The sequence below is a fragment of the Rhizobium chutanense genome, from assembly GCF_002531935.1.
Lineage (GTDB): Bacteria > Pseudomonadota > Alphaproteobacteria > Rhizobiales > Rhizobiaceae > Rhizobium > Rhizobium chutanense.
The window spans coordinates 19521-44843 of the sequence record NZ_NWSV01000019.1 but is presented as its reverse complement, the minus strand read 5'-3'; the positions used below and the strand labels follow the sequence as shown (position 1 = coordinate 44843).

General features: G+C 63.1%; 21 protein-coding genes. 16 read left to right on the top strand and 5 right to left on the bottom strand.

Annotated elements, in window-relative coordinates; translation table 11 throughout:
* Positions 1-34: 34 nt before the first annotated feature.
* Positions 35-1051, bottom strand: a complete 1017-nt coding sequence (locus CO666_RS23255) for a polyprenyl synthetase family protein (protein ID WP_097614519.1) — start codon at positions 1049-1051, stop codon at positions 35-37.
* Between the two features lie 108 nt (positions 1052-1159).
* On the opposite strand from CO666_RS23255, the gene CO666_RS23250 reads away from it, so the two are divergent.
* Both CO666_RS23250 and CO666_RS23245 read left to right on the top strand, forming a co-directional pair.
* Positions 1160-1387, top strand: coding sequence for a putative signal transducing protein (locus CO666_RS23250; protein WP_085736404.1), 228 nt, complete (start codon positions 1160-1162; stop codon positions 1385-1387).
* A 7-nt stretch (positions 1388-1394) separates the two neighbouring features.
* Entirely contained in the window at positions 1395-2171 is a 777-nt protein-coding gene (locus CO666_RS23245; RefSeq protein ID WP_097614518.1) for a tRNA1(Val) (adenine(37)-N6)-methyltransferase, read from the top strand.
* 53 nt (positions 2172-2224) lie between these two features.
* Here CO666_RS23245 and CO666_RS23240 read toward each other — a convergent pair whose 3' ends face one another.
* Positions 2225-3565, bottom strand: coding sequence for an Nramp family divalent metal transporter (locus tag CO666_RS23240; RefSeq protein WP_097614517.1), 1341 nt, complete (start codon positions 3563-3565; stop codon positions 2225-2227).
* Positions 3566-3747: 182 nt separating this feature from the next.
* Here CO666_RS23240 and CO666_RS23235 point away from each other — a divergent pair, with 182 nt between their 5' ends.
* From CO666_RS23235 to CO666_RS23190, 9 genes are all read left to right on the top strand, one after another.
* The gene (locus CO666_RS23235; RefSeq protein ID WP_097614579.1) at positions 3748-4608 is read left to right on the top strand and encodes a S49 family peptidase; all 861 of its coding nucleotides are present in this window, start codon (positions 3748-3750) and stop codon (positions 4606-4608) included.
* 18 nt (positions 4609-4626) lie between these two features.
* On the top strand, positions 4627-4818 hold the full coding sequence (locus tag CO666_RS23230; protein WP_003584596.1) for a hypothetical protein: 192 nt from the start codon (positions 4627-4629) through the stop codon (positions 4816-4818).
* Between the two features lie 263 nt (positions 4819-5081).
* Positions 5082-6038 carry a glycine--tRNA ligase subunit alpha gene (locus CO666_RS23225; protein ID WP_028756701.1) on the top strand — a complete coding sequence of 319 codons (957 nt, stop codon included), beginning with the start codon at positions 5082-5084 and terminating at the stop codon, positions 6036-6038.
* A gap of 556 nt (positions 6039-6594) precedes the next feature.
* A complete protein-coding gene (locus CO666_RS23215) occupies positions 6595-7146 on the top strand; it encodes a LemA family protein (protein WP_097614516.1) in 552 nt (183 codons plus the stop codon).
* 90 nt (positions 7147-7236) lie between these two features.
* Positions 7237-8493, top strand: a complete 1257-nt coding sequence (locus tag CO666_RS23210) for a 3-phosphoshikimate 1-carboxyvinyltransferase (RefSeq protein WP_097614515.1) — start codon at positions 7237-7239, stop codon at positions 8491-8493.
* Between the two features lie 36 nt (positions 8494-8529).
* The gene (locus CO666_RS23205) at positions 8530-10464 is read left to right on the top strand and encodes a DUF2207 domain-containing protein (protein ID WP_097614514.1); all 1935 of its coding nucleotides are present in this window, start codon (positions 8530-8532) and stop codon (positions 10462-10464) included.
* Positions 10465-10529: 65 nt separating this feature from the next.
* On the top strand, positions 10530-11813 hold the full coding sequence (purD, locus tag CO666_RS23200; RefSeq protein WP_097614513.1) for a phosphoribosylamine--glycine ligase: 1284 nt from the start codon (positions 10530-10532) through the stop codon (positions 11811-11813).
* A gap of 93 nt (positions 11814-11906) precedes the next feature.
* Positions 11907-12368 carry a plant virulence effector HPE1-like domain-containing protein gene (locus CO666_RS23195; protein ID WP_097614512.1) on the top strand — a complete coding sequence of 154 codons (462 nt, stop codon included), beginning with the start codon at positions 11907-11909 and terminating at the stop codon, positions 12366-12368.
* Between the two features lie 380 nt (positions 12369-12748).
* Complete coding sequence (locus CO666_RS23190; RefSeq protein WP_097614511.1) at positions 12749-14572, top strand: methyl-accepting chemotaxis protein; 1824 nt, start codon at positions 12749-12751, stop codon at positions 14570-14572.
* Positions 14573-14652: 80 nt separating this feature from the next.
* Here the strand turns inward: CO666_RS23190 and CO666_RS23185 are convergent, their stop codons facing one another.
* On the bottom strand, positions 14653-15141 hold the full coding sequence (locus CO666_RS23185; RefSeq protein ID WP_097614510.1) for a 2-thiouracil desulfurase family protein: 489 nt from the start codon (positions 15139-15141) through the stop codon (positions 14653-14655).
* A gap of 406 nt (positions 15142-15547) precedes the next feature.
* The gene (gene glyS, locus CO666_RS23180; protein WP_097614509.1) at positions 15548-17662 is read right to left on the bottom strand and encodes a glycine--tRNA ligase subunit beta; all 2115 of its coding nucleotides are present in this window, start codon (positions 17660-17662) and stop codon (positions 15548-15550) included.
* 418 nt (positions 17663-18080) lie between these two features.
* Here glyS and CO666_RS23175 point away from each other — a divergent pair, with 418 nt between their 5' ends.
* The 5 genes from CO666_RS23175 to ubiA all read left to right on the top strand — a co-directional run bounded on the left by CO666_RS23175 (position 18081) and on the right by ubiA (position 24581).
* The gene (locus CO666_RS23175) at positions 18081-20390 is read left to right on the top strand and encodes a Tex family protein (protein ID WP_097614508.1); all 2310 of its coding nucleotides are present in this window, start codon (positions 18081-18083) and stop codon (positions 20388-20390) included.
* Between the two features lie 133 nt (positions 20391-20523).
* Positions 20524-21783, top strand: coding sequence for a cyclopropane fatty acid synthase (locus CO666_RS23170; RefSeq protein WP_097614507.1), 1260 nt, complete (start codon positions 20524-20526; stop codon positions 21781-21783).
* 34 nt (positions 21784-21817) lie between these two features.
* Positions 21818-22399 carry a histidine phosphatase family protein gene (locus CO666_RS23165; protein WP_097614578.1) on the top strand — a complete coding sequence of 194 codons (582 nt, stop codon included), beginning with the start codon at positions 21818-21820 and terminating at the stop codon, positions 22397-22399.
* A gap of 326 nt (positions 22400-22725) precedes the next feature.
* Positions 22726-23538: a MipA/OmpV family protein gene (locus CO666_RS23160; protein ID WP_097614506.1), complete on the top strand. Its 813-nt coding sequence runs from the start codon at positions 22726-22728 to the stop codon at positions 23536-23538.
* A gap of 83 nt (positions 23539-23621) precedes the next feature.
* Positions 23622-24581, top strand: coding sequence for a 4-hydroxybenzoate octaprenyltransferase (gene ubiA, locus CO666_RS23155; protein WP_097614577.1), 960 nt, complete (start codon positions 23622-23624; stop codon positions 24579-24581).
* A gap of 80 nt (positions 24582-24661) precedes the next feature.
* Here ubiA and CO666_RS23150 read toward each other — a convergent pair whose 3' ends face one another.
* Positions 24662-25228: a DUF6101 family protein gene (locus CO666_RS23150; protein ID WP_010066354.1), complete on the bottom strand. Its 567-nt coding sequence runs from the start codon at positions 25226-25228 to the stop codon at positions 24662-24664.
* Positions 25229-25323 lie beyond the last annotated feature (95 nt).

Here is a 25323-nt window from a genome sequence, read left to right as displayed (position 1 = left end):
GCAAGAAAATCAGCCTGCAATCAAGGACGTTTGATCAGTTGACGCGCTCGATGCAGAAATCGATCACTTCCATCAGGGCGGATTTCCAGGCCGTATCGGGCAGCGGTGCAAGCGCGTCGCGGGCGATCGTGCCGTAGTGGACGGCGCGGCCGATCGTGTCGCTGAGCGTGCCGTATTTGGTGATCAGCCCCAGCGCCTTTTCGAGGTTGGCGTCGGTGCTGTTGCCGGCTTCGATCGCATCGCGCCAGAAGGCGCGCTCGTCCTCGGTACCGCGGCGATAGGCGAGAATAACAGGCAGGGTGATCTTGCCCTCGCGGAAATCGTCGCCGACATTCTTGCCGAGATCGGCCGCCTTGCCGCCATAGTCGAGTGCGTCGTCGACGAGCTGGAAGGCAAGCCCGAGATTCATCCCATAGGACTTCAGCGCGTTGCGGCCGGATTTGCCGGCCTCGGCGACGATCGGTCCGACTTCGGCGGCGGCGGCAAAGAGTGCGGCGGTCTTGGCACGGATGACGGCGAGATAATCGTCTTCCGTCGTCTCCATGTTCTTGGCGACGGAAAGCTGCAGCACCTCGCCTTCGGCGATCACGCAGGCGGCCGAGGACAAGACGTCGAGCGCATCGAGCGAGCCGACTTCGACCATCATGCGGAAGGCCTGGCCGAGCAGGAAGTCGCCGACCAGCACGCTTGCCTGGTTGCCCCAGATCATCCGAGCCGTCGATTTGCCGCGGCGCAGGTCGCTTTCGTCGACGACGTCGTCATGCAGCAGCGTTGCCGTGTGCATGAATTCGACCGAGGTCGCGAGTTTGACGTGATTGTCGCCTCTGTAGTCGAACAGCGCGGCGGCCGCCAGCGTCAGCATCGGCCGCAGCCGCTTGCCGCCGGACGAGATCAGATGGTTCGCCACCTCGGGGATCATCTGCACGTCGGAGCCGGCCTTGGACAGAATAAGCTGGTTCACCCGCTCCATATCCGCCCTGGTGAGATCGACCAATGGCTTGATGGATGCCAGTTTGTTTTTGCTTTCTTCAAGCGGTATGACCACGCCCAACGACCCGGACTCCTGTTCATTCATTGCACCCGACAATAGAAAGGGGCGATGGGCGCGGCAAGGGGTGAATTGTCGCGCTGAACGAAATTGGAAGGAAAACGACGGCAAATGCATGAGCTTATCCGCGCCAACGACCCCGTTCTGCTGTCCTTTGCCGAGAGTTTGATGAAGGATGCGGGAATTCACTGCTTCATCGCCGACCAGGGCATGAGCGTGCTGGAGGGCTCGCTCGGCATGCTGCCGCGCCGTCTGCTGGTCGATGAGGAGATGGCCGATCAGGCGCGCCGCATCCTGATCGATGCCGGTCTCGGCGGCGAGCTGCGCGAGAAGAAATGAGCCTGACATGACCGGGAAGCCCACGGACACCATCGATGCCTTCCACCGCGGCGCTTTTCATGTGGTGCAGCCGAAGGGCAGGGGCCATCGCTCCGGCATGGATGCGATGCTGCTGGCAGCCCTCGTCGCCGACGAGCGCCCGGTCAGGGTTGCCGATCTTGGCGCCGGCGCCGGTGCTGCCGGCCTTGCCGTCGCCTCGCGGCTTGCCGATGCCGAGGTGGTGCTGTTCGAGCGGTCTGCCGAGATGGCCGATTATGCCCGCCGCAGCATCCTGTTGCCCGGCAATGCCCATGTCGCGGGCCGCGTCGGCGTCGTCGAGGCCGATGTGACGCTGACGGCCAGGGCGCGCAACGATGCCGGCCTCATCGATGAGAGCTTCCACCACGTCATCATGAACCCGCCCTTCAACGATGCCGGCGACCGGCGCACGCCCGATGCGCTGAAGGCCGAAGCCCATGCGATGACCGACGGCCTGTTCGAAAGCTGGATCCGCACGGCGGGCGCGATCATGATCCCGGGCGGGCAATTGTCGCTGATCGCCAGGCCGGAATCGATCGCCGAGATCATCGATGCCTGCGGCCGGCGCTTCGGCGGCATCGAAGTGACCGCCATCCATCCGCGCGCGGGTGAAAATGCCGTGCGTATCCTGGTGACCGCGATCAAGGGATCGCGGGCGCGGCTGTCGCTGCGCGCCGCCCTCATCATGCACGAAGAGGGGAGCCACAAGTTCTCCCCTCTCGTCGATGACTTCAACAATGGCCGGGCGGCTTACGCCAGGCTTTAATTTCTAACGCAATTCCGGACGGAAAACCGCATCACACTTTTCCTGGAATTGCTTCAGCCGGTGACGAAATCGAAGAGCAGCTTGACGTTCAGGCCGGCGATGACGACGGCGATCAGATAGGCGATGCCGCTCAGCCAGCGCGGCGCCACCAGTTCGCCCATCTTGGCCTTGCTGGCGGTGAACATGACGAGCGGGAAGACGGCGAAGGAAAGCTGCAGGCTGAGCACCACCTGTGTCAGGATCAGCAGCTCGGCCGTGCCCTTGTCGCCATACCAGATGGTGACGATCGCCGCCGGCACGATGGCGATGGCGCGGGTGATCAGCCGGCGCATCCACGGCTTCAGCCTGATCTTGAGGAAGCCTTCCATGACGATCTGGCCGGCAAGCGTCGCGGTCACCGTCGAGTTGAGGCCGCAGCACAGCAGCGCGATGCCGAACAGCGTCGGCGCGATGGCGAGACCGAGCAGCGGCGACAGCAGCGAATAGGCATCGCCGAGTTCGACGACGTCGGTCTTCCCATGCGCATTGAAGGCGGCAGCCGCCAGGATCAGGATCGAGGCGTTGATCAGCAGCGCGAAGCACAGCGCCACCGTCGAGTCGATCGTCGCAAAGGTCAGCGCCTCCTTCTTCTCGCGAACGGTATGGCCATAGGCCCGCGTCTGCACGATGCCGGAATGAAGGTAGAGATTGTGCGGCATCACGGTCGCGCCGAGAATGCCGAGCGCCAGATAGAGCATCTCCGGATTGGTGACGATCTCGGTTGTCGGGAAGAAGCCGGTGACGACGGCGCCCCATTGCGGGTCGGCCAGCAGGATCTGCACGCCGAAGCAGACCGCGATGACGCCGAGCAGCGCGATAATGAAGGCCTCCACCCAGCGGAAACCGAGCTTCTGCAGGAAGAGGATGACGAAGACGTCGAGCGCGGTGATCAGCACGCCGAGTTCGAGCGGGATGCCCATCAACAGGTTGAGGCCGATCGCCGTGCCGATGACCTCGGCGATGTCGGTGGCGATGATGGCGATCTCGGCAAAGGCCCAGAGCGGCACCGAAACCCATTTCGGAAAGGCGTCGCGGCAGGCCTGTGCGAGGTCGCGGCCGGACGCGATCGCCAGACGCGCGCAGAGCGATTGCAGCACGATTGCCATCAGGTTGGAAAGCAGGGCGACGGTCAGCAGCGCATAACCGAATTTGGAGCCGCCGGCGAGTGAGGTCGCCCAGTTGCCGGGGTCCATATAGCCGACGGCGACCATGTAGCCCGGCCCGGCAAAGGCCGCCGCCCGCCGCCATACCGAGCTGTGACGCCCCGTTCCGACGGTGCGGTAGACATCCGATAGCGATGCCTCGCCGCGTTCGTGCCGCCAGCCGCTTCTTGCATTCGGGTTTAGGGCGTCCATGCGTTTTCCACCTGTTTATCTCGGCTGCACTATGACGGATTAGAATGATAATGCAAGTCATTCGCAACAAGAAAATCAAACTGCATGTTTTCGAGAACGCGGCCATTGCGTTTGTCGTTCCAGCGCATACATGGATGCCGATCGCGATTGACGATCGGACGACGCGAAGCGAAGGATGCGAAATGGCCGGATTGTTGAGAAAACTGCTGCCGAAACGGTTCCGCAAGGATGGTCTGACCATCCCGGTCGTCCGGCTGCAGGGCGCAATCGTCAGCGGCGGCGGCCAGTTCCGGCCGGCTCTCAATCTCGCCAATGTCGCGCCGGTTCTGGAAAAGGCCTTCGCCGTGAAGGACGCGCCGGCGGTTGCCATATCAATCAATTCGCCGGGCGGTTCGCCCGTCCAGTCCCGGCTGATCTTCACCCGCATTCGTGAACTCGCCCGCGAGAAGCAGAAGAAAGTGCTGGTTTTCGTCGAGGATGTCGCAGCCTCCGGCGGTTACATGATCGCGCTTGCCGGCGATGAGATCATCGCCGACGCCACCTCGATCGTCGGCTCGATCGGCGTCGTCTCCGGCGGTTTCGGTTTTCCCGAACTGTTGAAGAAGATCGGCGTCGAACGCCGCGTCTATACCGCCGGTGAAAACAAGGTGATCCTCGATCCGTTCCAGCCGGAAAAGGAAAAGGACATCGAGTATCTGAAGAGCCTGCAGCTCGAAATCCACCAGGTTTTCATCGCGATGGTGCGCGAGCGCCGCGCCGGCAAGCTGAAGGACGATGCGGCGGTCTTCTCCGGCCTGTTCTGGAGCGGCACCCGCGGCCTTGAGCTCGGCCTTGTCGATGGCCTCGGCGACATGCGCCAGGAACTGAAGCGGCGTTACGGCCAGAAGACCAAGCTGGAACTCGTCTCCGCCGGCCGCGGCCTGTTCGGCCGCCGTATTCCCGGCGTCTCGCCTGTTACACTCGAAAGTGCGGCATCCGGTCTCGCGACGGGGCTTGTCGAAGCGGCCGAAGAAAGGGCATTGTGGAGCCGTTTCGGGCTTTAAGGAGGGCAGGAGAGGGGAATGGCACAGCTTATCACGATCCTGGTCCTGGTTTTCTCCGCCTGGTGGCTCTACCGCCGCTTCGTCTCCGATGCCCGCAAGCTCGCCGAAAAGTCGCGCCGCGCCGAAAAGGAGCGCCAGACCGGCGCGATCGGCACGCTGGTCAAGGACCCGGTGACGGGGGAATACCGGCTGAAGCGGGATGAGGAATAAGATCAAGACCACGATTTAGAGGCAAAGGAAGCCTCTCCCCAACCCCTCCCCACAAGGGGGAGGGGCTAAATTTGCCGCACCCGCTTTCCAGATCTTCGACGTCTCGGGAGGAGCGAGGCGGGTGCTCCGGGTTAGCCCCTCCCCCTTGTGGGGAGGGGTTGGGGAGGGGTCTTGGATCGGTACATCGCCGCAAAAGCCTTGACCCCCGCCGCCCTCCATGGCACCTGTCGCGCCGATAATTCCCAAGCAATCGGTGCCGTTTCATGTCCGCTATCCCAGACCATATGAACCCGAAGCGCTCCTTCCAGGCGCTGATCCTGACCCTGCATAGCTACTGGGCGGACAAGGGTTGCGCGGTGCTGCAGCCCTACGACATGGAAGTCGGCGCCGGCACCTTCCACCCGGCCACGACGCTGCGCGCGCTCGGCCCCAAGCCGTGGAAGGCCGCTTACGTGCAGCCGTCGCGCCGTCCGTCCGATGGCCGCTATGGCGAAAATCCGAACCGGCTGCAGCATTATTACCAGTATCAGGTCATCCTGAAGCCGAACCCGCCCAATCTGCAGGAGCTTTATCTCGGCTCGCTGGCGGCGATCGGTCTCGATCCGCTGCTGCACGATATCCGTTTCGTCGAGGACGACTGGGAAAGCCCGACGCTCGGCGCCTGGGGCCTCGGCTGGGAATGCTGGTGCGACGGCATGGAAGTCTCGCAGTTCACCTATTTCCAGCAGGTCTGCGGCATCGAATGTTCGCCGGTCGCAGGCGAACTGACCTATGGTCTCGAACGCCTCGCCATGTATGTCCAGGGCGTCGACAATGTCTATGACCTGAACTTCAACGGCCGCGAAGGCGACGAAAAGATCAGCTATGGCGATGTCTTCCTGCAGGCCGAGCAGGAATATTCGCGCCACAATTTCGAATTCGCCAATACCGAGATGCTGCATCGCCACTTCGTCGATGCCGAGAAGGAATGCCGCGCACTACTCGACGCCGGCGCCCCCGGCGACAACGCCAACCAGCGCCTGCACAAATGCGTCTTCCCGGCCTATGACCAGTGCATCAAGGCCAGCCACGTCTTCAACCTGCTCGACGCCCGCGGCGTCATCTCGGTGACCGAGCGCCAGAGCTATATCCTGCGCGTGCGCACGCTCGCCAAGGCCTGCGGCGAAGCCTTCCTGCTGACCGACGCCGGCGGCGTCAATCTGGCCAAAGAGGCGGCGTAAGAGCTGCCAGTTTGCTGACAAACCTCGGTCTCGTTGTGCCACCGCTCTCCGGTGCGCGTCGGTGGATGCCTCTCACCTTCACTGCCGATACATAACTGTCGGCAATGCCGGCAGAAAGTTCAGCGGGAACGTTTCCCCCAAGCTCCCTCATTCCTGTGCTCGTCACAGGAATCCAGCCACGGCGCGTCCGCGCCGTGATTGAATCAATACTTCAAACAAAAGAGTCTTTCGCGCCCAAGGACTTGGGCGCACTGGATTCCTGTGACAGGCACAGGAATGAGGGAGCAAGCGGCCACCTTATTCGTTCCCTTTGGCCCTCCTAACGGGTGAGAGGAATACGGATGACACCATCTATTCCAAATTTTTTAACGGATAGCAGTGGTCTTGTCCCGAGTATGACGAAAGAGAAGTTATGCTCCTGATTGGCTGATAAGCTCCTAGACGAGCGGCTATCCATCGAAGTCTCGTCAAAATCAGCCGAAGAATGACCGCGCCAAGATGACTTTGTCATGCCGAATCACTAACGTGCCATCATTAAATCGGGGAGCTGATCTGCATGTATGTGATACTCGCTATTCTCGTTGTCATCGCACTCTACATCGTCTTCATCTATAATGGCCTGGTGCGCTCGCGGCAGATGGCGGAAGAGGCCTGGTCGGGCATCGACGTCCAGCTCAAGCGCCGCGCCGATCTGATCCCGAACCTGATCGAGACGGTCAAGGGTTATGCGGCCCATGAGAAGTCGACGCTCGAAGAGGTGGTTTCGCTGCGCAACAAGGCGCAGGCCGTGCCATCGGGCGATGTTGCGGGCAGGGCGCAGGCGGAGGGTCTGCTCGGCCAGGCGCTCGGCCGGGTCATCGCGCTCGCCGAGGCCTATCCCGATCTCAAGGCCAACCAGAACTTTGCCGAACTGCAGGCCTCGCTCGAAACCATGGAGGGCGAGCTGCAGATGGCGCGGCGTTACTACAACGGTGCGGCCCGCGATCTGAACGTCAAGGTCGAAAGCTTCCCCTCCAATCTCGTCGCCGGCCAGTTCGGTTTTGCCAAGCGGGACTATTTCGAAATCACCAACGAGGCCGATCGCGCCGTCCCCAGCGTCAAATTCTGACGATCCGGCATTTTGCCTTTGCGAGAAAACGATTAAGAGCAAGGGCAGATTTGCGGCCGCCAGGGTCGTCTCATGGACGGAAGACATAGCATGAAAAGCACAGCCAAACTCACGATCATCCCGCCGGGCAAGCCGCTTTCGGGCCGCGCCATGCCGCCGGGTTCCAAGTCGATCACCAACCGCGCCCTGCTGCTCGCCGGCCTTGCCAAGGGCACGAGCCGGCTGACCGGCGCGCTGAAGAGCGACGATACACGTTATATGGCCGATGCGCTGCGTGCGATGGGTGTTACGATCGACGAGCCCGACGACACCACCTTCGTCGTCACCGGCAGCGGCAGGCTGCAGCCGCCGAAGGCGCCGCTCTTCCTCGGCAATGCCGGCACGGCGACCCGCTTCCTGACGGCGGCGGCCGCCTTGGTCGACGGCACCGTCATCGTCGATGGCGACGAACATATGCGCAAGCGCCCGATCGGCCCGCTGGTCGAGGCGATGCGCACGCTCGGCATCGACGTTACTGCCGAGACCGGCTGCCCGCCGGTCACCGTCAGGGGTACCGGCCGCTTTGAGGCCGACCGGATCCTGATCGATGGCGGGCTGTCCAGCCAGTACGTCTCGGCGCTGCTGATGATGGCGGCCGGTGGCGATCGGCCCGTCGACATCGAACTTGTCGGCGAGGATATCGGCGCGCTCGGCTATATCGACCTCACCACGGCGGCAATGAAGGCTTTCGGCGCCAAGGTCGACAAGACCAGCCCCGTCACCTGGCGCGTCGATCCCACAGGCTACCGCGCCGCCGATTTCGTCATCGAGCCGGATGCATCCGCCGCGACCTACCTCTGGGCGGCCGAAGTTCTGAGCGATGGCAAGATCGATCTCGGCGTGCCGAACGATGCCTTCACCCAGCCGGATGCCAAGGCTTACGAGACGATCGCCCAATTCCCGCATCTGCCGGCTGAAATCGATGGCTCGCAGATGCAGGACGCCGTTCCGACGATCGCCGTGCTTGCCGCCTTCAACGAAACGCCGGTCCGCTTCGTCGGCATCGCCAACCTGCGCGTCAAGGAATGCGACCGCATCCGCGCCCTGTCCACGGGGCTCAACAATATCCGCGAAGATCTGGCCGTCGAGGAGGGCGACGATCTGATCGTCCATTCCGATCCTGCTCTCATCGGTCAAACGCTGCCGGCCGAGATCGATACCTTCGCCGATCACCGTATCGCCATGAGTTTCGCGCTCGCCGGCCTGAAGATCGACGGCATCACCATTCTCGATCCCGATTGTGTCGGCAAGACCTATCCCGCCTATTGGCGGACGCTCGCCGCCCTCGGCGTGACGTACAAAGATTGACGGAAACGCAGCCGAGGCTGCCGGCGGGAGACAGGGATGGGGCGTCGGTTTTTCGGATTTTGTCTTGCACTGCTGTTGATGCTGGCCGCCCCGGGCGCCTTTGCCGCCGAGGTCATCGACAGTTTCGCCTCCGACATCGCGCTGGAAAAAAGCGGCGCGATGACGGTCGCGGAAACGATCACCGTCAATGCCGAGGGCAACCGGATCAATCACGGCATCTTCCGTGACTTCCCGCTCTATTTCACCGATGCCGAAGGCCGCCGCCGCAGCGTCGATTTCGATATGGTGTCGGTCACGCGCGACGGCGCGGACGAGCCCTGGCATACGGAATCGATTTCGGGCGGTATCCGCATCTATGCCGGCTCCGCCGACGTGACGGTGACGCCCGGGCGCCACCGCTATATTTTCACCTACAGGACCAACCGCCAGATCCGCTATTTCGACGATCATGACGAACTTTACTGGAACGTCACCGGCAACGGCTGGATCTTCCCGATCCGCTCGGCCACGGCGACGGTGAAGCTGCCGCCGGATGTCGGCGCCACGCAGACCACTTTCTTCACCGGCCCTCAGGGTGCCAGGGGAAAGAACGCCAGCGTCAGCGAGACCGGGGCCGGCCTTATCTTTTCCACCACGGCGCCTCTTGGCCCCAATGAGGGCCTGACCTTCGCCATCCGCATGCCGAAGGGCTCGATCGATCCGCCGAGTGCGGATATGGAAAGCACCTGGTGGCTGAAGGACAACCGCAATTATTTCATCGGCTTCGGCGGCCTGATCCTGGTTTTCGCCTATTATCTCAGATCCTGGCTGAAAGTCGGCCGCGATCCCGCCCGCGGCGTCGTCGTGCCGCGCTGGGATGCGCCTGACGGCATTTCGCCGGCGCTGGTCAATTACATCGACAATAAGGGCTTCTCCGGCGGCGGATGGACGGCGCTTGCCGCGAGCGTCCTCAATCTTGCCGTCCGCGGTTACGTCAAGCTCGAAGATTTCAAGAACTCTATCGTCATCCGCGGCACCGGCAAGCCCCTTGGCAGAGAGAAATTCCAGGCCGGCGAAACGGAACTGCTCAAAGTCGCCGGCGGGGCCGGCGCGATGCTGGCGATCGACAAGGCGAATGGCGAGCGAGTCAAAACGGTTGGCCAGTCCTTCCGCTCTGCGATCGAGAAGGAACACCGCGGCAAATATTACAATTCCAATCTCGGTTATACAGCAGGCGGCATCGCGCTTAGCGCCGCCGCCCTGGTGGCGCTGTTCGTCTTCGGCTCGCTCGAGCCTGACACGATCGCGCTGATGCTGATCCCGATCGCCATCGCGGTCTTTGTTGCCGTGGTCGTCGCCGGTTTGGTCAAATCACTGCATCGCGGCACGTCGCTGTTCGGCAAGATCATGGCCGTCATCGCCACGGCGATCGGCGTTTTCGTCGGCATCAGCATCCTGGCAACCGTGGTCCTGGCGCTCGCCTCCTCGCTGGTGAAGCTGCACGAAACGCCGATGCTCTTTGCCGTCGGCGGCATCGTGCTGCTCAACATCCTCTATGTCTTCATCATGGGCGCGCCGACCCCGCTCGGCGCCAGGATGATGGACGGCATTGACGGCCTGCGGCAATATCTGACGCTGGCCGAGAAGGACCGCATGAACATGGCCGGCGCGCCTGATATGTCGCCGCAGCACTTCGAGACGTTGTTGCCCTATGCGGTGGCGCTCGGCGTCGAAAAACCCTGGTCGCGCACCTTCGAAGCCTGGCTTGCGGCGGCTGCCGCCGGTGCGGCCGCGGCCTATGCGCCCGGCTGGTATTCCGGCAATTTCAACAGCGGCAGTTTTTCCGATCGCATCGGTGGTTTTTCCTCGTCGATGGCCTCGACCATCGCCTCGACCATACCCGCGCCGCCGCCGTCGAGCTCGTCCTCCGGTTTTTCCGGCGGCGGCTCGTCCGGCGGCGGTGGTGGAGGCGGGGGCGGCGGTGGCTGGTAAGCTTTCCCGCTTGACCTTTCGGCCCTTGGCCCTTAACCGCCAGGGACAAAAGGAAAGGGTGGCGCATGAAGGTTCTGTTGATCGGATCGGGCGGACGCGAGCATGCGCTCGCCTGGAAGCTGGCGCAATCGCCGTTGCTGAGCGAATTCTACGCCGCGCCCGGCAATCCCGGCATCGGCGAGCACGCCGTGCTCGTGCCCGTCGACATCGAGGATCATGAAGCGGTGGCTGCCTTCTGCAAGGACAAGGCGATCGATTTCGTCGTCGTCGGCCCCGAAGCGCCGCTGGTCGCCGGCCTCGCCGACCGGCTGCGCGTCGATGGCCTCGTGGTTTTCGGTCCTTCCGCTGCCGCAGCCCAGCTCGAGGGCTCGAAAGGCTTCACCAAGGATATCTGCGCCCGCTACGGCATTCCGACAGGGGCTTACCAGCGTTTCAACAACGCGCCGAAGGCCAAAGCCTATATTCGCACCCAGGGCGTGCCGATCGTCGTCAAGGCCGACGGCCTTGCCGCCGGCAAGGGCGTCACGGTGGCGATGACGCTGGATGAGGCCTTGGCCGCCGTCGACGACTGTTTCGAGGGCGCCTTTGGCTCGGCCGGCGCCGAAGTCGTGGTCGAAGCCTATCTCGATGGCGAGGAGGCGAGCTTCTTCTGCCTCTGCGATGGCAAACATGCGCTGCCCCTCGCAACCGCTCAGGACCACAAGCGGGTGGGCGAGGGCGATACCGGCGTCAATACCGGCGGCATGGGCGCCTATTCGCCGGCGCCCGTCATGACCGCCGAAATGGTCGAGCGCACCATGAAGGAGATCATCGAGCCGACGATGCGCGGCATGGCCGAGAGCGGTCATCCCTTCTCCGGCGTGTTTTTCGCCGGGCTGATGATCACCGCAAAGGGGCCGGAGCTGATCGAATACAATGTCCGCTTCGGCGATCCCGAATGCCAGGTGATGATGATGCGGTTGAAGAGCGATCTGCTGCCGCTGCTGCTCGCCACCGCCAACAGCACGCTCGATCAGGTCAGCGCCGAATGGAACGACGATCCGGCCCTGACGGTGGTCATGGCCTCGAAGGGCTATCCCGCCGCCTACGAGAAGAACACCCCGATCCTCTCGCTGCCGGATGCCGGCGAGGGGGAGAAGGTGTTTCATGCCGGCACGGCTTTGAGGGACGGGGCGCTGGTTGCGACCGGCGGCCGCGTGCTCAACGTCACCGCCACGGGCGGCACGGTCGCCGCGGCCAAGGACCGCGCCTATGCGCTGCTCGACAGGGTGAAATGGGAAAACGGCTTCTGCCGGCGCGACATCGGCTGGCGGGCAATCGAGCGGGAAGCCGGCTCGGACAAAGTATAAACTGACCTGTTCTTTAAATTTTTACCCTTTCCCCTGACGGGATGGAAACAAAGCTCCGTTATACCGCTCCTACGGTAAGACGGAGGTGCGTTGATGCGTCAGATTTTCCTCGGTGCGGCAATCCTGCTGATGGCGGGCTCGGCAATGGCGTCCTCGATCGAGGTGGTCGGCAAGACCGCTCCGCGCGCCGAAGGCAGCATCGTCGCGGAAAGCTGCGCCGATTGCCCGCCGCTCCAGGCCGATCCGACCAAGAAGGACTATACGGTGCCGGAGCTGAAGCCCGGCGTCCTCCAGGCGAGCGAAGTTCGCGATGTCGGCGGCGAAAAGAAGATCTACCGCACCGAAGGCTGGATGGGCGGCTCACCCGTCGTCTTCGTCACCAAGGCGACTCCGGAAGCGATGGTGGCGGCCGCACCGTCCGCCCCACCGGCCGACGGCATCGACATGAGCGCACAAACAGCGGCCGTCATCGGCGGCGATGCCAGGCCTGTTGCGGCCGGTATGACTGAACAGCCGGCAGCCCTTAACGTTTCCGAATTCGAGCTGCGCTTTTAATAAAGTTCCCTGCCCCCGCCCGATCAAGGTTTCGATCGTTTGGGGGTCCACCGCAGGTGGGCCGAATGCACCCTCGATGAGCAGCGGGGGTGCATTCTTGTTTTGATGGGCCGGGCAAGTTGAGATTTCCAACACGAGCGATATTGCGATCATCGGAAATCCGACGCTGCGCTGTATAACTGGACCCCTTTATTTTTAGGGGAATCCGCATCGTTTTTAATAAAGTTAAATCTTTTTTATAAAGTCAGCATCAATTGTTGCTCACCGGTCGCAGCATGTTGTTTTAGCAGCGGTAGACGCGCCGCCTTGTTTGGCGCGCTCGCACAGGCGGTAGAAAACCGCACCGGAATGCAGCCATTCCTTCCCCGTTGCGAGGCGTCATGAAAAATTTGAAGATATCGAAGCAGCTCATCCTGCTGGTCGTCGGCCTGATGATCGCCTTTGCGATCGCCACGTCGCTGCAGATCCGCTCCTCGGTCGATGCGATCTACAAGGAGCGTTACGACATGCTCCGCGCCGAGGTTCAGTCGGCCGTCTCCGTGCTCAAGCTTTATCAGGCGAAGGTAACCGCGGGCGAAATGACGCTCGAAGATGCCCAGAAGCAGGCTTATGCCACCGTCAACGGCATGAAATACGACCCCGACGGTTATTTCTTCGGCTATAGCTACGACGTCCAGATGATGTTCCACTACGATGCCGCCAAAGTCGGGCAGAACCTCAAGGGGCAGGCCGACAGCAAGGGCAAGCTCTACCGCGAAGAGCTGGTCAAGCTCGGGCAGCAGGGCGGCGGTCTCGTCGAATTCTATTCCACCAGCAAACCCGGTCAGCCCGCCGGCGATTACCGCAAGACGGCCTATGGCCAGGCCTTCGAGCCCTGGAAAGTCGTCGTCGTCACCGGCGTCTACATGGACGATCTCGATGCTCAGATCAACAGCACGATCCTGACCGCGCTCTCCGGCAGCATCGTCCTGTTTTTCCTGGCCATGGCGGCCGCCTACGTCGTCATCCGCGGCATATCGGGACCTCTCAACAACGTCCATGCCGCCCTGAAGGCCGTCGCCGAAGAGGACGTCTCCATTGCCATCCCGCACACGACCATGAACAACGAAGTCGGCATGATGGCCAAGGCGACGCAGTCGCTGCAGGAAAAGATCCGGGAACGCCATGCGATGTCGGATCGCGAGGCGGCCCAGCAGCTGGCGCTGGAAAACGAGCGCGAAAACAATCTGCGCCAGCAGCAGGACGAAACTGCGCTGCAGGCGCGTGTGGTGGCGACGATCGGCCAGGCGCTGGAGCTGATCGCCCGCGGCGATCTCACCGTCCGCTGCGCCGATCTCGGCCAGAAATACGCCGCCCTGCGCGACAATTTCAACGATGCGCTGTCGCATCTCGAAGCCGCCATGGCCAAGGTCAGCGCCAAGGGCAGCGATATCGGCACCAGCAAGGAAGAGATTCGCCGCGCCTCCAACGAACTGTCGCAGCGCACCGAGCGCCAGGCCGCGAGCCTGGAAGAAACCTCGGCTGCTCTCGATGAGCTCAGCGTTGCGGTCCGCCAGACGGCCGATGGCGCCCATGAGGCGAGCCAGCGCGTCCACTCGGTCAGCACCGAGGCCACCCATAGCGATGCGATCGTCACCCAGGCGATCGAGGCGATGAGCGGCATCGAGAAATCGTCGTCGGAGATCACCAAGATTATCGGCGTCATCGACGAGATCGCCTTCCAGACCAACCTGCTGGCGCTGAATGCCGGCGTCGAGGCGGCTCGCGCCGGTGAATCCGGCAAGGGTTTTGCCGTCGTCGCCCAGGAAGTGCGCGAACTCGCCCAGCGCTCGGCCGCAGCCGCCAAGGAGATCAAGGACCAGATCGCCCGCTCCTCCAGCCAGGTCGATCACGGCGTCCGCCTGGTCGGCGAGGCCGGCGAGGCGCTGAAGCGCATCTCCGACCAGATCAAGGCCGCCAACGAGATCGTCGCCAAGATCGCCCATAGCGCCTCCGAACAGGACACGACGCTGCGCTCGATCTCCTCGTCGATGAACCAGCTCGACGCCGCCACCCAGCAGAACGCCGCCATGGCCGAGGAGACGACGGCATCGGCCGAGACGCTCGCCAGCGACACCGACGAACTGATCGACCTCATCCGCGGCTTCCGCGTCAGTGGCGAAAGTGCGGCCCCGGCCACGCATCAGAGGCGCCGCGCCGCTTAAACGGCGCGGGTACGACAAGGGTTTTTATCACAAAATTCTTAACGGCCGTCGGTTCTCCGGCGGCCGTGTCATTTGGAGACCTATTGTGCGATGCGCTCGATCAGCCGCTCGATCTCCCGATCGGAAAACACTTCGATGCCGGCCGCTTTCAGTGCTGCCGCCGTTACGCCGCTGCCGGCCTGCCGGCGGCCGGAAAACGTGCCATCATAGATGAACCCGGACCCGCAGGACGGGCTACCGTCGATGAGCAGCGCATAGCGGCAGCCGGCCTGCCTTGCGAGCGCCGCGGCATTTTCCGCCGCCCGCAGAAACTCTACCGTCACGTCTGCGCCGGTCAATTCCACGACCCGCGCCGTGCCGGCCAGCACGTCCTCGCCGGTTGCCGCATCGGCGATCTCCGCCGGCGGCCGCGGCACCTGCATGCCCGCCGACATCTCCGGACAGATCGTCACGAGCCGCCCCTCGGCCCGCCATGTCTCGATCGCCTGATGAAGCAACGGCTTCGCCCGCCCGTCATACCGGACGGCGTGCCCCATGAGGCAGGCGCTGACGAGGATCTTGCTTTGCATAACTGCTTGATTAGCGCGGTGGTGGCGGCAATGCCAGCGTTGGGGGGTATTTTAAGGGGTGGCGAACCGCATCTGCCGCTCATTTGATTGCTGCAACGTCTCGATTCCCTCTTCTCCCCAGCGGGGAGAAGGTGCCCGTAGGGCGGATGAGGGGGCCGCCGACGCCGGTCGTTCCTACAATGCCCATACGAGCTCCGACCGCGCCGCGGTGGTCTCGATCGTGCTCAAGGCGTAAGGGCGCCGTGTTACCGTCGGCGCGCCGGAATAGAATTTCCGTGAAGGATGTGCCGTGTGGCCCCATCCGCCTGCCGGCACCTTCTCCCCGCTGGGGAGAAGAGGATATGCCGCGACCTCTCCATTCTCACCCGCCTCGCACGTGGCAAACGCCCCGTTCATGCTGGCAATATCATCCCGAGATCTTCGAGAAATCAGCCACCGTTCCCGTCGCCTCGCGGATCAGCCTGAGCAAAGCGAGGCGGTTGGCGCGGATGGCGGCGTCTTCGTCGTTGACGAGCACGTCTTCGAAGAAGCGGTCGACCGGGCCGCGCAGCTTGGAGAGCGCTTCCATTGCCGAGCGGAAGTCTTCGCCGGCGACGGCGTCCGAGGCATCCTTCGAGGCAGCTGATATTGCGGCGAACAGCTCTTTTTCGGCGTCGAGCTTCAGCAGCGCCGGCGAAACGCCGTCGGCAATGACGGTGCCCTTCTTCTCCTCGGCGGCGAGCAGCTGCGTCGCGCGCTTGGTGCCGGCAAGCAGGTTCTTGCCGTCTTCGGAGGTGATGAAGGCCGTCAGCGCCTCGACCCGGCGCGCCACCATCAACAGGTCGTCGGCTTCAGGCGTCAGCACGGCGTCGATGAGATCGTGGCGGGCGCCCTGGTCGCGCAGATAGACCTTGAGGCGGTCGTGGAAGAAGGAGAGGAGGTCGATATCCCGCGTCGTCGCCAGCAGCGGCAGGCGGATCCTTCGTTCCAGGAGGATCCTGACGACGCCCAGCGCCGCCCGCCGCAGTGCAAACGGGTCCTTCGAACCGGTCGGCTTTTCATCGATCGCCCAGAAACCGATCAGCGTGTCGAGCTTGTCGGCAAGCGCGACGGTGATTGCCACCTTGTCCTCCGGCACGCGGTCCGACGGCCCCTGCGGCTTGTAATGGTCCTCGATCGCGGCGGCCACGGAGGCATGCTCACCCTGCAACACCGCATATTTGCGACCCATCAGGCCCTGCAGTTCCGGGAATTCTCCGACCGCTTCGGTGCGCAGATCGGCCTTGGTGAGCACGGCGGCACGATCGACGAGAGCCGCGTCGGCGCCGGTGATTTTTGCCAGTTCTCCAGCCAGGGCGCGGATGCGGGCGACGCGCGCGCCCTGCGTGCCGAGCTTGGCATGGAAGGTCACATCGAGCGCATCGAGCTTGGCCATGCGCTGGTCGAGCGGCTTCTTCAGGTCGAGGCCGAACTTTGCCGCCGAAGCCGTCAGCGTCTCCAGATCCGGCAGGTCGCCCTGGTCGCGCTTCCAGAAATGCAGTGCGTCCGAAAGCCGGGCCCGCACCACCTTGCCGTTGCCATGGACGATTTCCTTGCCGCCGTCATGCGCCTGGATATTGGAGATAAGGATGAACTTGTTCGAAAGCGTCTCTTCACCCTGTTTGCGGGTGACGAAGCACTTCTGGTTGGTCTTGATCGTCAGCCGGATGATCTCGGAGGGAATGGAGAGGTAATCCTCCTCGAAGCTGCCCATCAGCACCTGCGGCCATTCGACGAGACCGGAGACTTCTTCCAGCAGGCCTTCGTCTTCCACCAGCTCGAGGCCATTGGCGAAAGCGATGTCGCGGGCATCGTGCAGGATGATGTCCTTGCGCCGCTCGGCGTCGAGGATGACCTTGGCCTTTTCCAGGCTCGCCGCATAATCGTCGAAGCGCCGCACCGTGATCGCCTCGGGCGCGTGGAAGCGATGGCCATAGGTGACGTTGGAAGCCGTGATGCCGTCGATCTCGAACGGAATGACGGTGGTTTCTTCATGCTCGGGGCCGAAGGTGCAGACGATCGACTGCAGCGGCCGCACCCAGCGCAGCGCCCCGGGCCTGGACGATGCCTTGCCCCAGCGCATCGATTTCGGCCAGGGAAAATCGCGGATGATGCCGGGCATCACGTCGGTGACGATCTCTTCAGTCGCGCGGCCGGGCTTGGAGATGACCGCAACATAGAAATCGCCCTTCTTCGGATCGCTCACCACCTGGGCTTCGGAGACCGAGGACAAGCCTGCGCCGCGCAAAAAGCCTTCGATTGCCTTTTCGTTGGCGTCGGTGCGGGGTCCCTTGCGCTCTTCGCGTACATCGGCCGAGCGCGCCGTCAGGCCGTGAATGTCGAGCGCCAGCCGGCGCGGCGTCCAATATTCGCGCGCGCCCTCATAGGACAGACCCGCTTCGACGAGCGCATCGGTGACGAGCTTCTTCAGGTCGCCGGCAGCCTTGCGCTGCATGCGGGCCGGAATCTCTTCGGAGCGGAGTTCGAGAAGAAGGTTTGGCATGTCACTCTTTTCCTTGCGCCCGCGGGCAGGGCGATCCAAAAACGTTGCTTCTGCTATCAAAGAATGCCGCATCTGCACAACCGCAAAAACGGAGGAGGGCGATGGGGTGGATGGTTGGTAGGCATGGTGCCGTGAGGCCCCCTCATCCGGCTGCCGCCACCTTCTCCCCGCTGGGGAGAAGGGGAGGTGCGGCAACGGCCTCTTCTTGCCGCTGTCCTTTGTGGTGGAGGAAAACAGTGCGGCATGTCCCTTCTCCCCTCGGGGGAGAAGGTGCCCGTAGGGCGGATGAGGGGGCCACACGGCACAACGCCAATGACCCCCCAATCCAATAACTTCCGCTGTGGAAACCACAGTCGGGCATTGCCTTGCCGCTTTTCGCCGCTATGGTCCCGCAACTTTCGTCGGAACAGGAAATCCCATGGCCGCTGACCTTCGTTTTCTCGCAGCCCGCATCTCGGCCGAAATCAACGCCCGGCCGGACCAGGCCAAGGCCGCCATCGAGCTGCTCGACGAGGGCGCCACCGTGCCCTTCATCGCCCGCTACCGCAAGGAAGTGACGGGCGGGCTTGACGATACCCAGCTGCGCAATCTCGCCGAGCGGCTGGTCTATCTGCGCGAACTCGAAGCCCGGCGCGACGCCATCGTCGAATCGATCACCGGCCAGGGCAAGATGACCGACGAGCTGATGGCCAAAGTCGCTGGCGCCGCAACCAAGGCCGAGCTCGAAGATCTCTATCTGCCCTACAAGCCGAAGCGCCGCACGCGGGCCGAAATCGCTCGCGAACGCGGCCTTGGCCCGCTCGCCGAGGCGATCCTCACCGAGCGCGGCCGGGAGCCGGCGGTGCTCGCCGAAGGCTTCGTCACGGCCGATGTGGCCGATGTGAAGACGGCGCTCGAAGGCGCGCGCGACATCGTCGCCGAAGGTATTGCCGAAAATGCCGACCTGCTCGGCAAATTGCGCGCCCATATGCGCCAGGCTTCGCTGCTGAAGGCTCGGGTCGTCGACGGCAAGCAGGCGGCGGGCGAGAAGTTTTCCGATTATTTCGACCATTCCGAACGCTGGGCGACTGCGCCGGGCCACCGCGCGCTTGCCATGCTGCGCGGCTGGAACGAGGAGGTGCTGACGCTGACGATCGAGGCCGACGCCGAGACCGCCTCGCCGAACAAGCCGGTCGAGCGGATGATCGCGACTGCTTACGAGATCGGTGCGAGCCGCCCCGGCGACCGCTGGCTGATGGAGGTCGCCAGCTGGACCTGGCGGGTGAAGCTCTCCATGTCGCTGTCGCTCGACCTGATGCGGGAACTGCGCGAAAGGGCCGAAGAGGAGGCGATCCATGTCTTCGCCCGCAATCTCAAGGATCTGCTCCTGGCCGCACCCGCCGGTTCGCGCGCGACCATGGGTCTCGATCCCGGCATCCGCACCGGCGTCAAGGTCGCCGTCGTCGACGGCACCGGCAAGGTGGTTGCGACGTCGACCGTCTATCCCTTCCAGCCGAGGAACGACGTGCGCGGCGCCCAGATCGAGCTCGCATCGTTGATCCGCAAGCACAATGTCGAGCTGATCTCGATCGGCAACGGCACCGGCAGCCGCGAAACCGAAAAGCTGGTGGCCGACATGCTGGCCGAACTGCCGGCGCCGAAGCCGACCAAGGTCATCGTCTCGGAAGCCGGCGCCTCGGTCTATTCCGCCTCGGCGACCGCAGCGGCCGAGTTTCCCGATCTCGACGTGTCGCTGCGCGGCGCCGTTTCCATCGCCCGGCGCCTGCAGGATCCCTTGGCCGAGCTCGTCAAGATCGAGCCGAAGTCGATCGGCGTCGGCCAGTATCAGCACGACGTCGACCAGCAGAAGCTGTCGCGTTCGCTCGATGCCGTGGTGGAAGATGCGGTGAATGCCGTCGGCGTCGATTTGAACACGGCGTCTGCGCCGCTGCTATCGCGTGTCTCCGGCCTCGGCCCGTCGATTGCCGATGCCATTGTCCGCCACCGTGACAGCGAGGGCCGTTTCGAAACGCGGCGCGATCTGTTGAAGGTCGCGAGGCTGGGCGGCCGCACCTTCGAGCAATGTGCCGGCTTCCTGCGCATCCCCAACGGCAAGGAGCCGCTCGATGCCTCCTCGGTGCATCCGGAGGCCTACGGCGTCGCCAAGAAGATCGTCGCTGCCTGCGGCCGTGATCTCAGGGCGCTGATGGGCGATAGCGCCCTCCTGAAATCGGTCGATCCGCGTCAGTTCATCGACGAGAAATTCGGCCTGCCGACGGTCAAAGACATCCTCTCGGAACTGGAAAAGCCCGGCCGCGACCCGCGCCCGAGCTTCAAGACCGCAACCTTCGCCGAAGGCGTCAACGAAATTTCCGACCTCAAGCCCGGCATGATGCTGGAAGGCACGGTGACCAATGTCGCCGCCTTTGGCGCCTTCGTCGATATCGGCGTGCACCAGGATGGCCTGGTGCACGTGTCGCAGCTTGCCGATCGCTTCGTCAAGGATCCGCACGAGGTCGTCAAGGCCGGCGATGTCGTCAAGGTGCGGGTCGTCGAAGTCGACGCCAAGCGTAAGCGCATCGCTCTGTCGATGAAACGCGACGACGGTTCTTCCGCATCCGCGCCGCGTGGCGATTCTCGCGGCAACCAGGGTTCCCGGCCGCAGAACGAGCGCCGGCCGGCGGCGGCGAAACCAGAGAGCCAGGGGGCTTTCGGCGCCGCACTCGCCGAAGCCATGAAGCGAAAATAAGGGTTTAGCCGGTATTTCGGCAAAAATGTCACAGTTTGTCGGCGTTATTTCGAGAGTGCTAAATCCGGCGCTTGTAAGGCGAAAGAGAGCCACTAAGTTGATGTGACTATCCTGTCACATTTGCGAGGCGTCCATGGCGTCGGCTTTCCTTTCGATCGTCCAGCAAATCATCCGCAAGGGTTCGTTGAAACTTACCCTTGCCAATGGCGACACCCACATGGTCGGCGACGGCAGCGGTGAAACCGTGGTGGCCCGCCTTGCCGATCAGGAGGCCGAGGACGCCATCCGCCGCGACCCGACGATGAAGCTCGGCGAAATGTACATGCAGGGCCGGTTCATTCTCGAACAGGGCAATATTTACGATTTCCTGTCGCTGGTGAAACAGAACACCACCAACGAGATCTTCGATTTCAAGATGGCGGCACTGCTCGTCGGCCGCATTGCCTTGCAGCAGCTGAAGAGCCGCATGCCTGTCAACCGCAACAAGCACAATGTCGCCCATCACTACGACCTGTCGGCCAAGCTCTTCGATCTTTTCCTCGACGAGGACTGGCAATATTCCTGCGGCTATTTCGAGCCGCCGGGCATTGGTCTCGACGAGGCGCAGCTCGCCAAGAAACGCCATATCGCCGCCAAGCTCCTGCTTCGGCCCAACCAGCGTATCCTGGAGATCGGCTCGGGCTGGGGCGGTATGGGCCTGTATCTCACGGAAGCGACCGATGGAGCCGATTTTACCGGCATCACGCTCAGCGAAGAACAGCTGAAGGTCTCGCGTGACCGGGCTGCAAAGCGCGGACTTGCCGATCGGGTGCGTTTCGAGCTGCAGGATTATCGCAGCATGGCCGGCCAAAAGTTCGACCGTATCGTCTCGGTCGGCATGTTCGAACATGTCGGGATCGGCAATTACCCCAACTTCTTCCGCAAGGTAGCCGATCTGCTCGACGATAACGGCGTCATGGTGCTGCATTCGATCGGCCGCCCGAGGCCGAGCTTCGGCACCAACGCCTTCATCGAGAAGTATATTTTTCCAGGCGGCTACATTCCTTCCGTCGGCGAGGTCCTGCCGCCGCTCGAAAAGGCCGGGCTGCTGGTCAGGGATGTCGAAATCCTGCCGATGCATTATGCCTATACGCTGCGCCATTGGCGCGAACGTTTCGTGGCGCGCAAGGCCGAAGCGGTGGCGCTTTACGACGAGCAGTTCTTCCGCATGTGGGAATTCTACCTGGCCGGTTCCGAAATGGGTTTCCGCTGGGACGAACTCTTCATCCTGCAGATCCAGATCGCCAAGAACCAGTTCACCGTACCCGACAACCGCAATTACATTGCGCGCAACGAAGCCAAGCTGCAGGAATTCGAGGCGAGGCGCCCGCCGCTCGAAAAGGTGACCTTCTGAGCGGCAGCGCCGGCCATAATGAAAGGGCATGCCGATGAGCAATGCGTTTCCCGAAATCTACCTCGTCCGCCACGGTGAAACCGAATGGAGCCGGTCCGGGCGCCATACCGGACGAACCGATATTCCGCTGACTGTGAATGGCGAGGCCGCCGCCCGCAAGCTGACCGAACGGCTGGCCGGCCTTTCCTTCTCCGCCGTCTGGTCGAGCCCGTCCGCACGGGCCCGCACGACCTGCGCGCTCGCCGGTTTCGGATCGGGTGCAGTGATCAGGGAGGATCTCGCCGAATGGGATTACGGCGCCTATGAAGGCATCACCACCAAGGAAATCCTCGCCGGCCGCCCCGGCTGGCAGCTCTTTCGCGATGGCTGCCCGAACGGCGAGTTCGCCGCCGATGTCGGCGCCCGCGCCGACGCCGTCATCCATGCGCTTCGCGAGGCCGCCAGCACCATTCTGATCTTCTCGAGTTCGCATTTCCTGCGCGTGCTCGCCGCCCGTTGGCTCGGCCTGCCGCCGGAAGGCGGCGTGTATTTCTCCCTCGACACCACAAGCATCAGCGTGCTCGGCTACGAGCATGATCTGACCGAACCGGTTATCCGCGGGTGGAACCAGCGGTAAGCAATTCCACCAAAATTGCAGGAGCGATTTTACGTCCGGTTTGCGCGGAAGCTGCCCCTCACCCTAACCCTCTCCCCGTAAACGGGGCGAGGGGGCGTGCCTTGCGGGAGCGAGGTGGGTACGGAGAGGTTGCGGCTTGGTCTCTTCGCCCCGCGAGCGGGGAGAAGGTGGCGGCAGCCGGATGAGGGGCTGCTCTCGCGGATCTCCACACCATTCATTTCACGTCCTTTGTGTCTCCGTGGTTAACATTGGGGTAACGACCTCACGATAAATGTAGCCGCCGCCGCCCTCCGCGGCTTTGTTTTTGCGTTTTCTGGAGTGCGGACGTGTTTCATCGATCAGTCGTATCGATCTCTTTGGCTATTGCCCTTTCATTCCCAGCTTTGGCCGCCGCGCAGGAAAGCGGCCAGCCCTTCTGGTCCGGCGACTGGTATCTGAGCGTCGGCGTCGCCGGTTTCTCCGCTCCGAAATTCGAAGGCTCGTCGCATAATGAATTCAAGTTCAGCCCGCTGATCTCGGTCGGCCGCCAGGGTGCAGGCCCGCGTTTTTCCTCACGCAACGACAATCCGTCTTTCGCCCTCATCGACAAGGGTGCCTTCCGCGCCGGCCTCGTCGGCAAATTCGTCCCGTCGCGCGATGCCGGCGACGACAGTGACCTGAAGGGCTTGCGGAAGGTCAAATGGGGGGCGGAAGCCGGCGGCTTCGTCGAGGTTTACCCAACCGATTTCCTGCGCGCCCGCGCCGAAGTCCGCCAGGGCATCCGGTCCCACGACGGCGTCGTCGCCGATCTCGCCGTCGATGCCTTCACCGATATTGCGCCCAACCTGCAGCTGTCAGGCGGCCCGCGCGCGACATTCGCCACCGCCGGCTATTACGACGCCTATTACGGCGTCAGCGCCAAACATGCCGCGGCAAGCGGCCTTGATCCTTACAAGCCGTCGTCGGGCATCCAGTCCTATGGCGCGGGAACGGCCATCACCTGGAAGGCGACGGAAAACCTCTCGGCCAGCTCCTTCCTCGAATATAAGCGGCTGGCCGGTCCGGCTGCCGACAGCAGCCTGGTGCGCGATCGCGGTTCGAAGAACCAGGTCGTGATCGGCGTTTCGGCGACCTACAAGTTCAATTTCTCCCTGCAGTGATGGCCGAAGCCCGCGCGTTCTTTCGAAGGCGCGGGCGCATAACAATTCTTGACCGGATCGCCGGCCGGTCGCTAGATGGCGGCATGCAAGATACCGACCACCTTAACGATCGCGTTTCCGACGCGCCTTCCGACAACTGGGTCTACCGGATCCTGCCGCCATGGCTCTGGCCCTATGCGCAGCTGGCCCGCTGGGATCGCCCGATCGGCTGGCAATTGCTGATGTGGCCGTGCTTCTGGTCGGCGACGCTGGCCGCCAATGCGGCGATCGGCCAGGGGCTCTATTCCGGCAGCCTGCTGGTGGCGCACCTGTTCCTCTATTTCATCGGCGCCGTTGCTATGCGCGGCGCCGGCTGCACCTATAATGATCTCGTCGACCACGAGATCGACATGGAAGTGGCGCGCACGCGTTCGCGTCCGCTCCCCTCCGGCCGCGTCACGCGCGCCCGGGCGAAAATCTTCATCGGCCTGCAGGCGCTGGTCGGTCTCTTCGTGCTCTTGCAGTTCAACTGGTTCACCGTCTTTCTCGGCGTGCTCTCGCTCGGCATCGTGGCGCTTTATCCCTATGCCAAACGCTTCACCGACTGGCCGCAATTCTATCTCGGCCTTGCCTTCTCCTGGGGCGCGCTGATGGGCTGGGCCGGCATTTTGGGCGGGATTTCCTTTGCGTCCGTCCTGCTCTATGCCGCCTCCGTCGCCTGGACGATCGGTTACGACACAATCTACGCCCATCAGGACAAGGAGGATGACGAGCTGATCGGCGTCCGCTCGACCGCGCGCCTGTTCGGCGACAGGACGAGGATTTGGCTGATCGGCCTTTACGGGCTGACGCTGGTGCTGATGTTTATGGCTTTCGCGCTCGCCGGCGCCAATCTCATCGCTTTCCTGGCCTTGCTCGGCGCGGCCGGCATGTTTGCCTGGCAGATCGTCCGGCTCGATATCGAGGATGCCGCCCAATGCCTGGCGCTGTTCAAGTCGAACAACCGCGTCGGCCTGATCATTTTCTTCGGCCTCTTCGTCTCGCTGCTCTTCGCCATTCCCTGATTGGGACGATGCAGGAAACGACAAACCCGGCGCGGGCGCCGGGTTTCAAATGCTACGAAACCGAAGTGTCGCGATATCGCTCAGTGGCGGGCGATGATTTCCTTGCCTTCGATCCGCATGGCGACGCCGAGCTGGCCGGTGGTGCGGCGCACGAGGAAACGTGGGCGGCGATTGGCGAAATAGGAATGACGGCGGCGCGGCTTGAGATCGCTGGTGCGCAGGCCGCCGATATGATCTTCGAGCGGACGGGCGACGCCGTCGGCCTCGACCATCAGCATCGGAATGCGGAAGGCTTCCGACCAGCTGCGCCAGTCGGCGGCGATATCGCTGAGATCATGGGCGACGAGCAGCGGGATGCAGAGCTCGGGATCGGCGTGGTGCAGCTCGAGCGTGACGGTAACCTCGCCGTCGCCATGGTCGATGGCGCGGGCGGCGACACCCTTGAAGACGCGCTTCGGCAGCGCAATCGACAGCGGCAGCCCGCTGGAAGGCAGGACCTTGCGCAGCACCGCGCCGCGTTCGTCGATGGTGATATTCACGTCATCCGAACAATCATGGATGGCGTAGCTGACCTGCTGAGGAAAGCGGGACGGATCGAGGCGTAACGTCGTGCCGGCCCAGGCCGGCTTCTTTACGGGATTGTTCATGTCATTCTACCCTTGTCTTACCTGAGAGCCGATTTCCGGTCTTCTCCTTGGGACTTTTCGTCCTCTATGGCCGACAATAGGGGCCTGCCCTTCCG

What these genes read in the sequence shown, in the direction of transcription:
- CO666_RS23250 (WP_085736404.1), top strand. Translation starts at nt 1,160, where the DNA reads ATGCATGAGCTTATCCGCGCCAACGACCCCGTTCTGCTGTCCTTTGCC.
- CO666_RS23245 (WP_097614518.1), top strand. Translation starts at nt 1,395, where the DNA reads ATGACCGGGAAGCCCACGGACACCATCGATGCCTTCCACCGCGGCGCT.
- CO666_RS23240 (WP_097614517.1), bottom strand. Translation starts at nt 3,565, where the DNA reads ATGGACGCCCTAAACCCGAATGCAAGAAGCGGCTGGCGGCACGAACGC.
- CO666_RS23235 (WP_097614579.1), top strand. Translation starts at nt 3,748, where the DNA reads ATGGCCGGATTGTTGAGAAAACTGCTGCCGAAACGGTTCCGCAAGGAT.
- CO666_RS23230 (WP_003584596.1), top strand. Translation starts at nt 4,627, where the DNA reads ATGGCACAGCTTATCACGATCCTGGTCCTGGTTTTCTCCGCCTGGTGG.
- CO666_RS23225 (WP_028756701.1), top strand. Translation starts at nt 5,082, where the DNA reads ATGTCCGCTATCCCAGACCATATGAACCCGAAGCGCTCCTTCCAGGCG.
- CO666_RS23215 (WP_097614516.1), top strand. Translation starts at nt 6,595, where the DNA reads ATGTATGTGATACTCGCTATTCTCGTTGTCATCGCACTCTACATCGTC.
- CO666_RS23210 (WP_097614515.1), top strand. Translation starts at nt 7,237, where the DNA reads ATGAAAAGCACAGCCAAACTCACGATCATCCCGCCGGGCAAGCCGCTT.
- CO666_RS23205 (WP_097614514.1), top strand. Translation starts at nt 8,530, where the DNA reads ATGGGGCGTCGGTTTTTCGGATTTTGTCTTGCACTGCTGTTGATGCTG.
- purD (WP_097614513.1), top strand. Translation starts at nt 10,530, where the DNA reads ATGAAGGTTCTGTTGATCGGATCGGGCGGACGCGAGCATGCGCTCGCC.
- CO666_RS23195 (WP_097614512.1), top strand. Translation starts at nt 11,907, where the DNA reads ATGCGTCAGATTTTCCTCGGTGCGGCAATCCTGCTGATGGCGGGCTCG.
- CO666_RS23190 (WP_097614511.1), top strand. Translation starts at nt 12,749, where the DNA reads ATGAAAAATTTGAAGATATCGAAGCAGCTCATCCTGCTGGTCGTCGGC.
- CO666_RS23185 (WP_097614510.1), bottom strand. Translation starts at nt 15,141, where the DNA reads ATGCAAAGCAAGATCCTCGTCAGCGCCTGCCTCATGGGGCACGCCGTC.
- glyS (WP_097614509.1), bottom strand. Translation starts at nt 17,662, where the DNA reads ATGCCAAACCTTCTTCTCGAACTCCGCTCCGAAGAGATTCCGGCCCGC.
- CO666_RS23175 (WP_097614508.1), top strand. Translation starts at nt 18,081, where the DNA reads ATGGCCGCTGACCTTCGTTTTCTCGCAGCCCGCATCTCGGCCGAAATC.
- CO666_RS23170 (WP_097614507.1), top strand. Translation starts at nt 20,524, where the DNA reads ATGGCGTCGGCTTTCCTTTCGATCGTCCAGCAAATCATCCGCAAGGGT.
- CO666_RS23165 (WP_097614578.1), top strand. Translation starts at nt 21,818, where the DNA reads ATGAGCAATGCGTTTCCCGAAATCTACCTCGTCCGCCACGGTGAAACC.
- ubiA (WP_097614577.1), top strand. Translation starts at nt 23,622, where the DNA reads ATGCAAGATACCGACCACCTTAACGATCGCGTTTCCGACGCGCCTTCC.
- CO666_RS23150 (WP_010066354.1), bottom strand. Translation starts at nt 25,228, where the DNA reads ATGAACAATCCCGTAAAGAAGCCGGCCTGGGCCGGCACGACGTTACGC.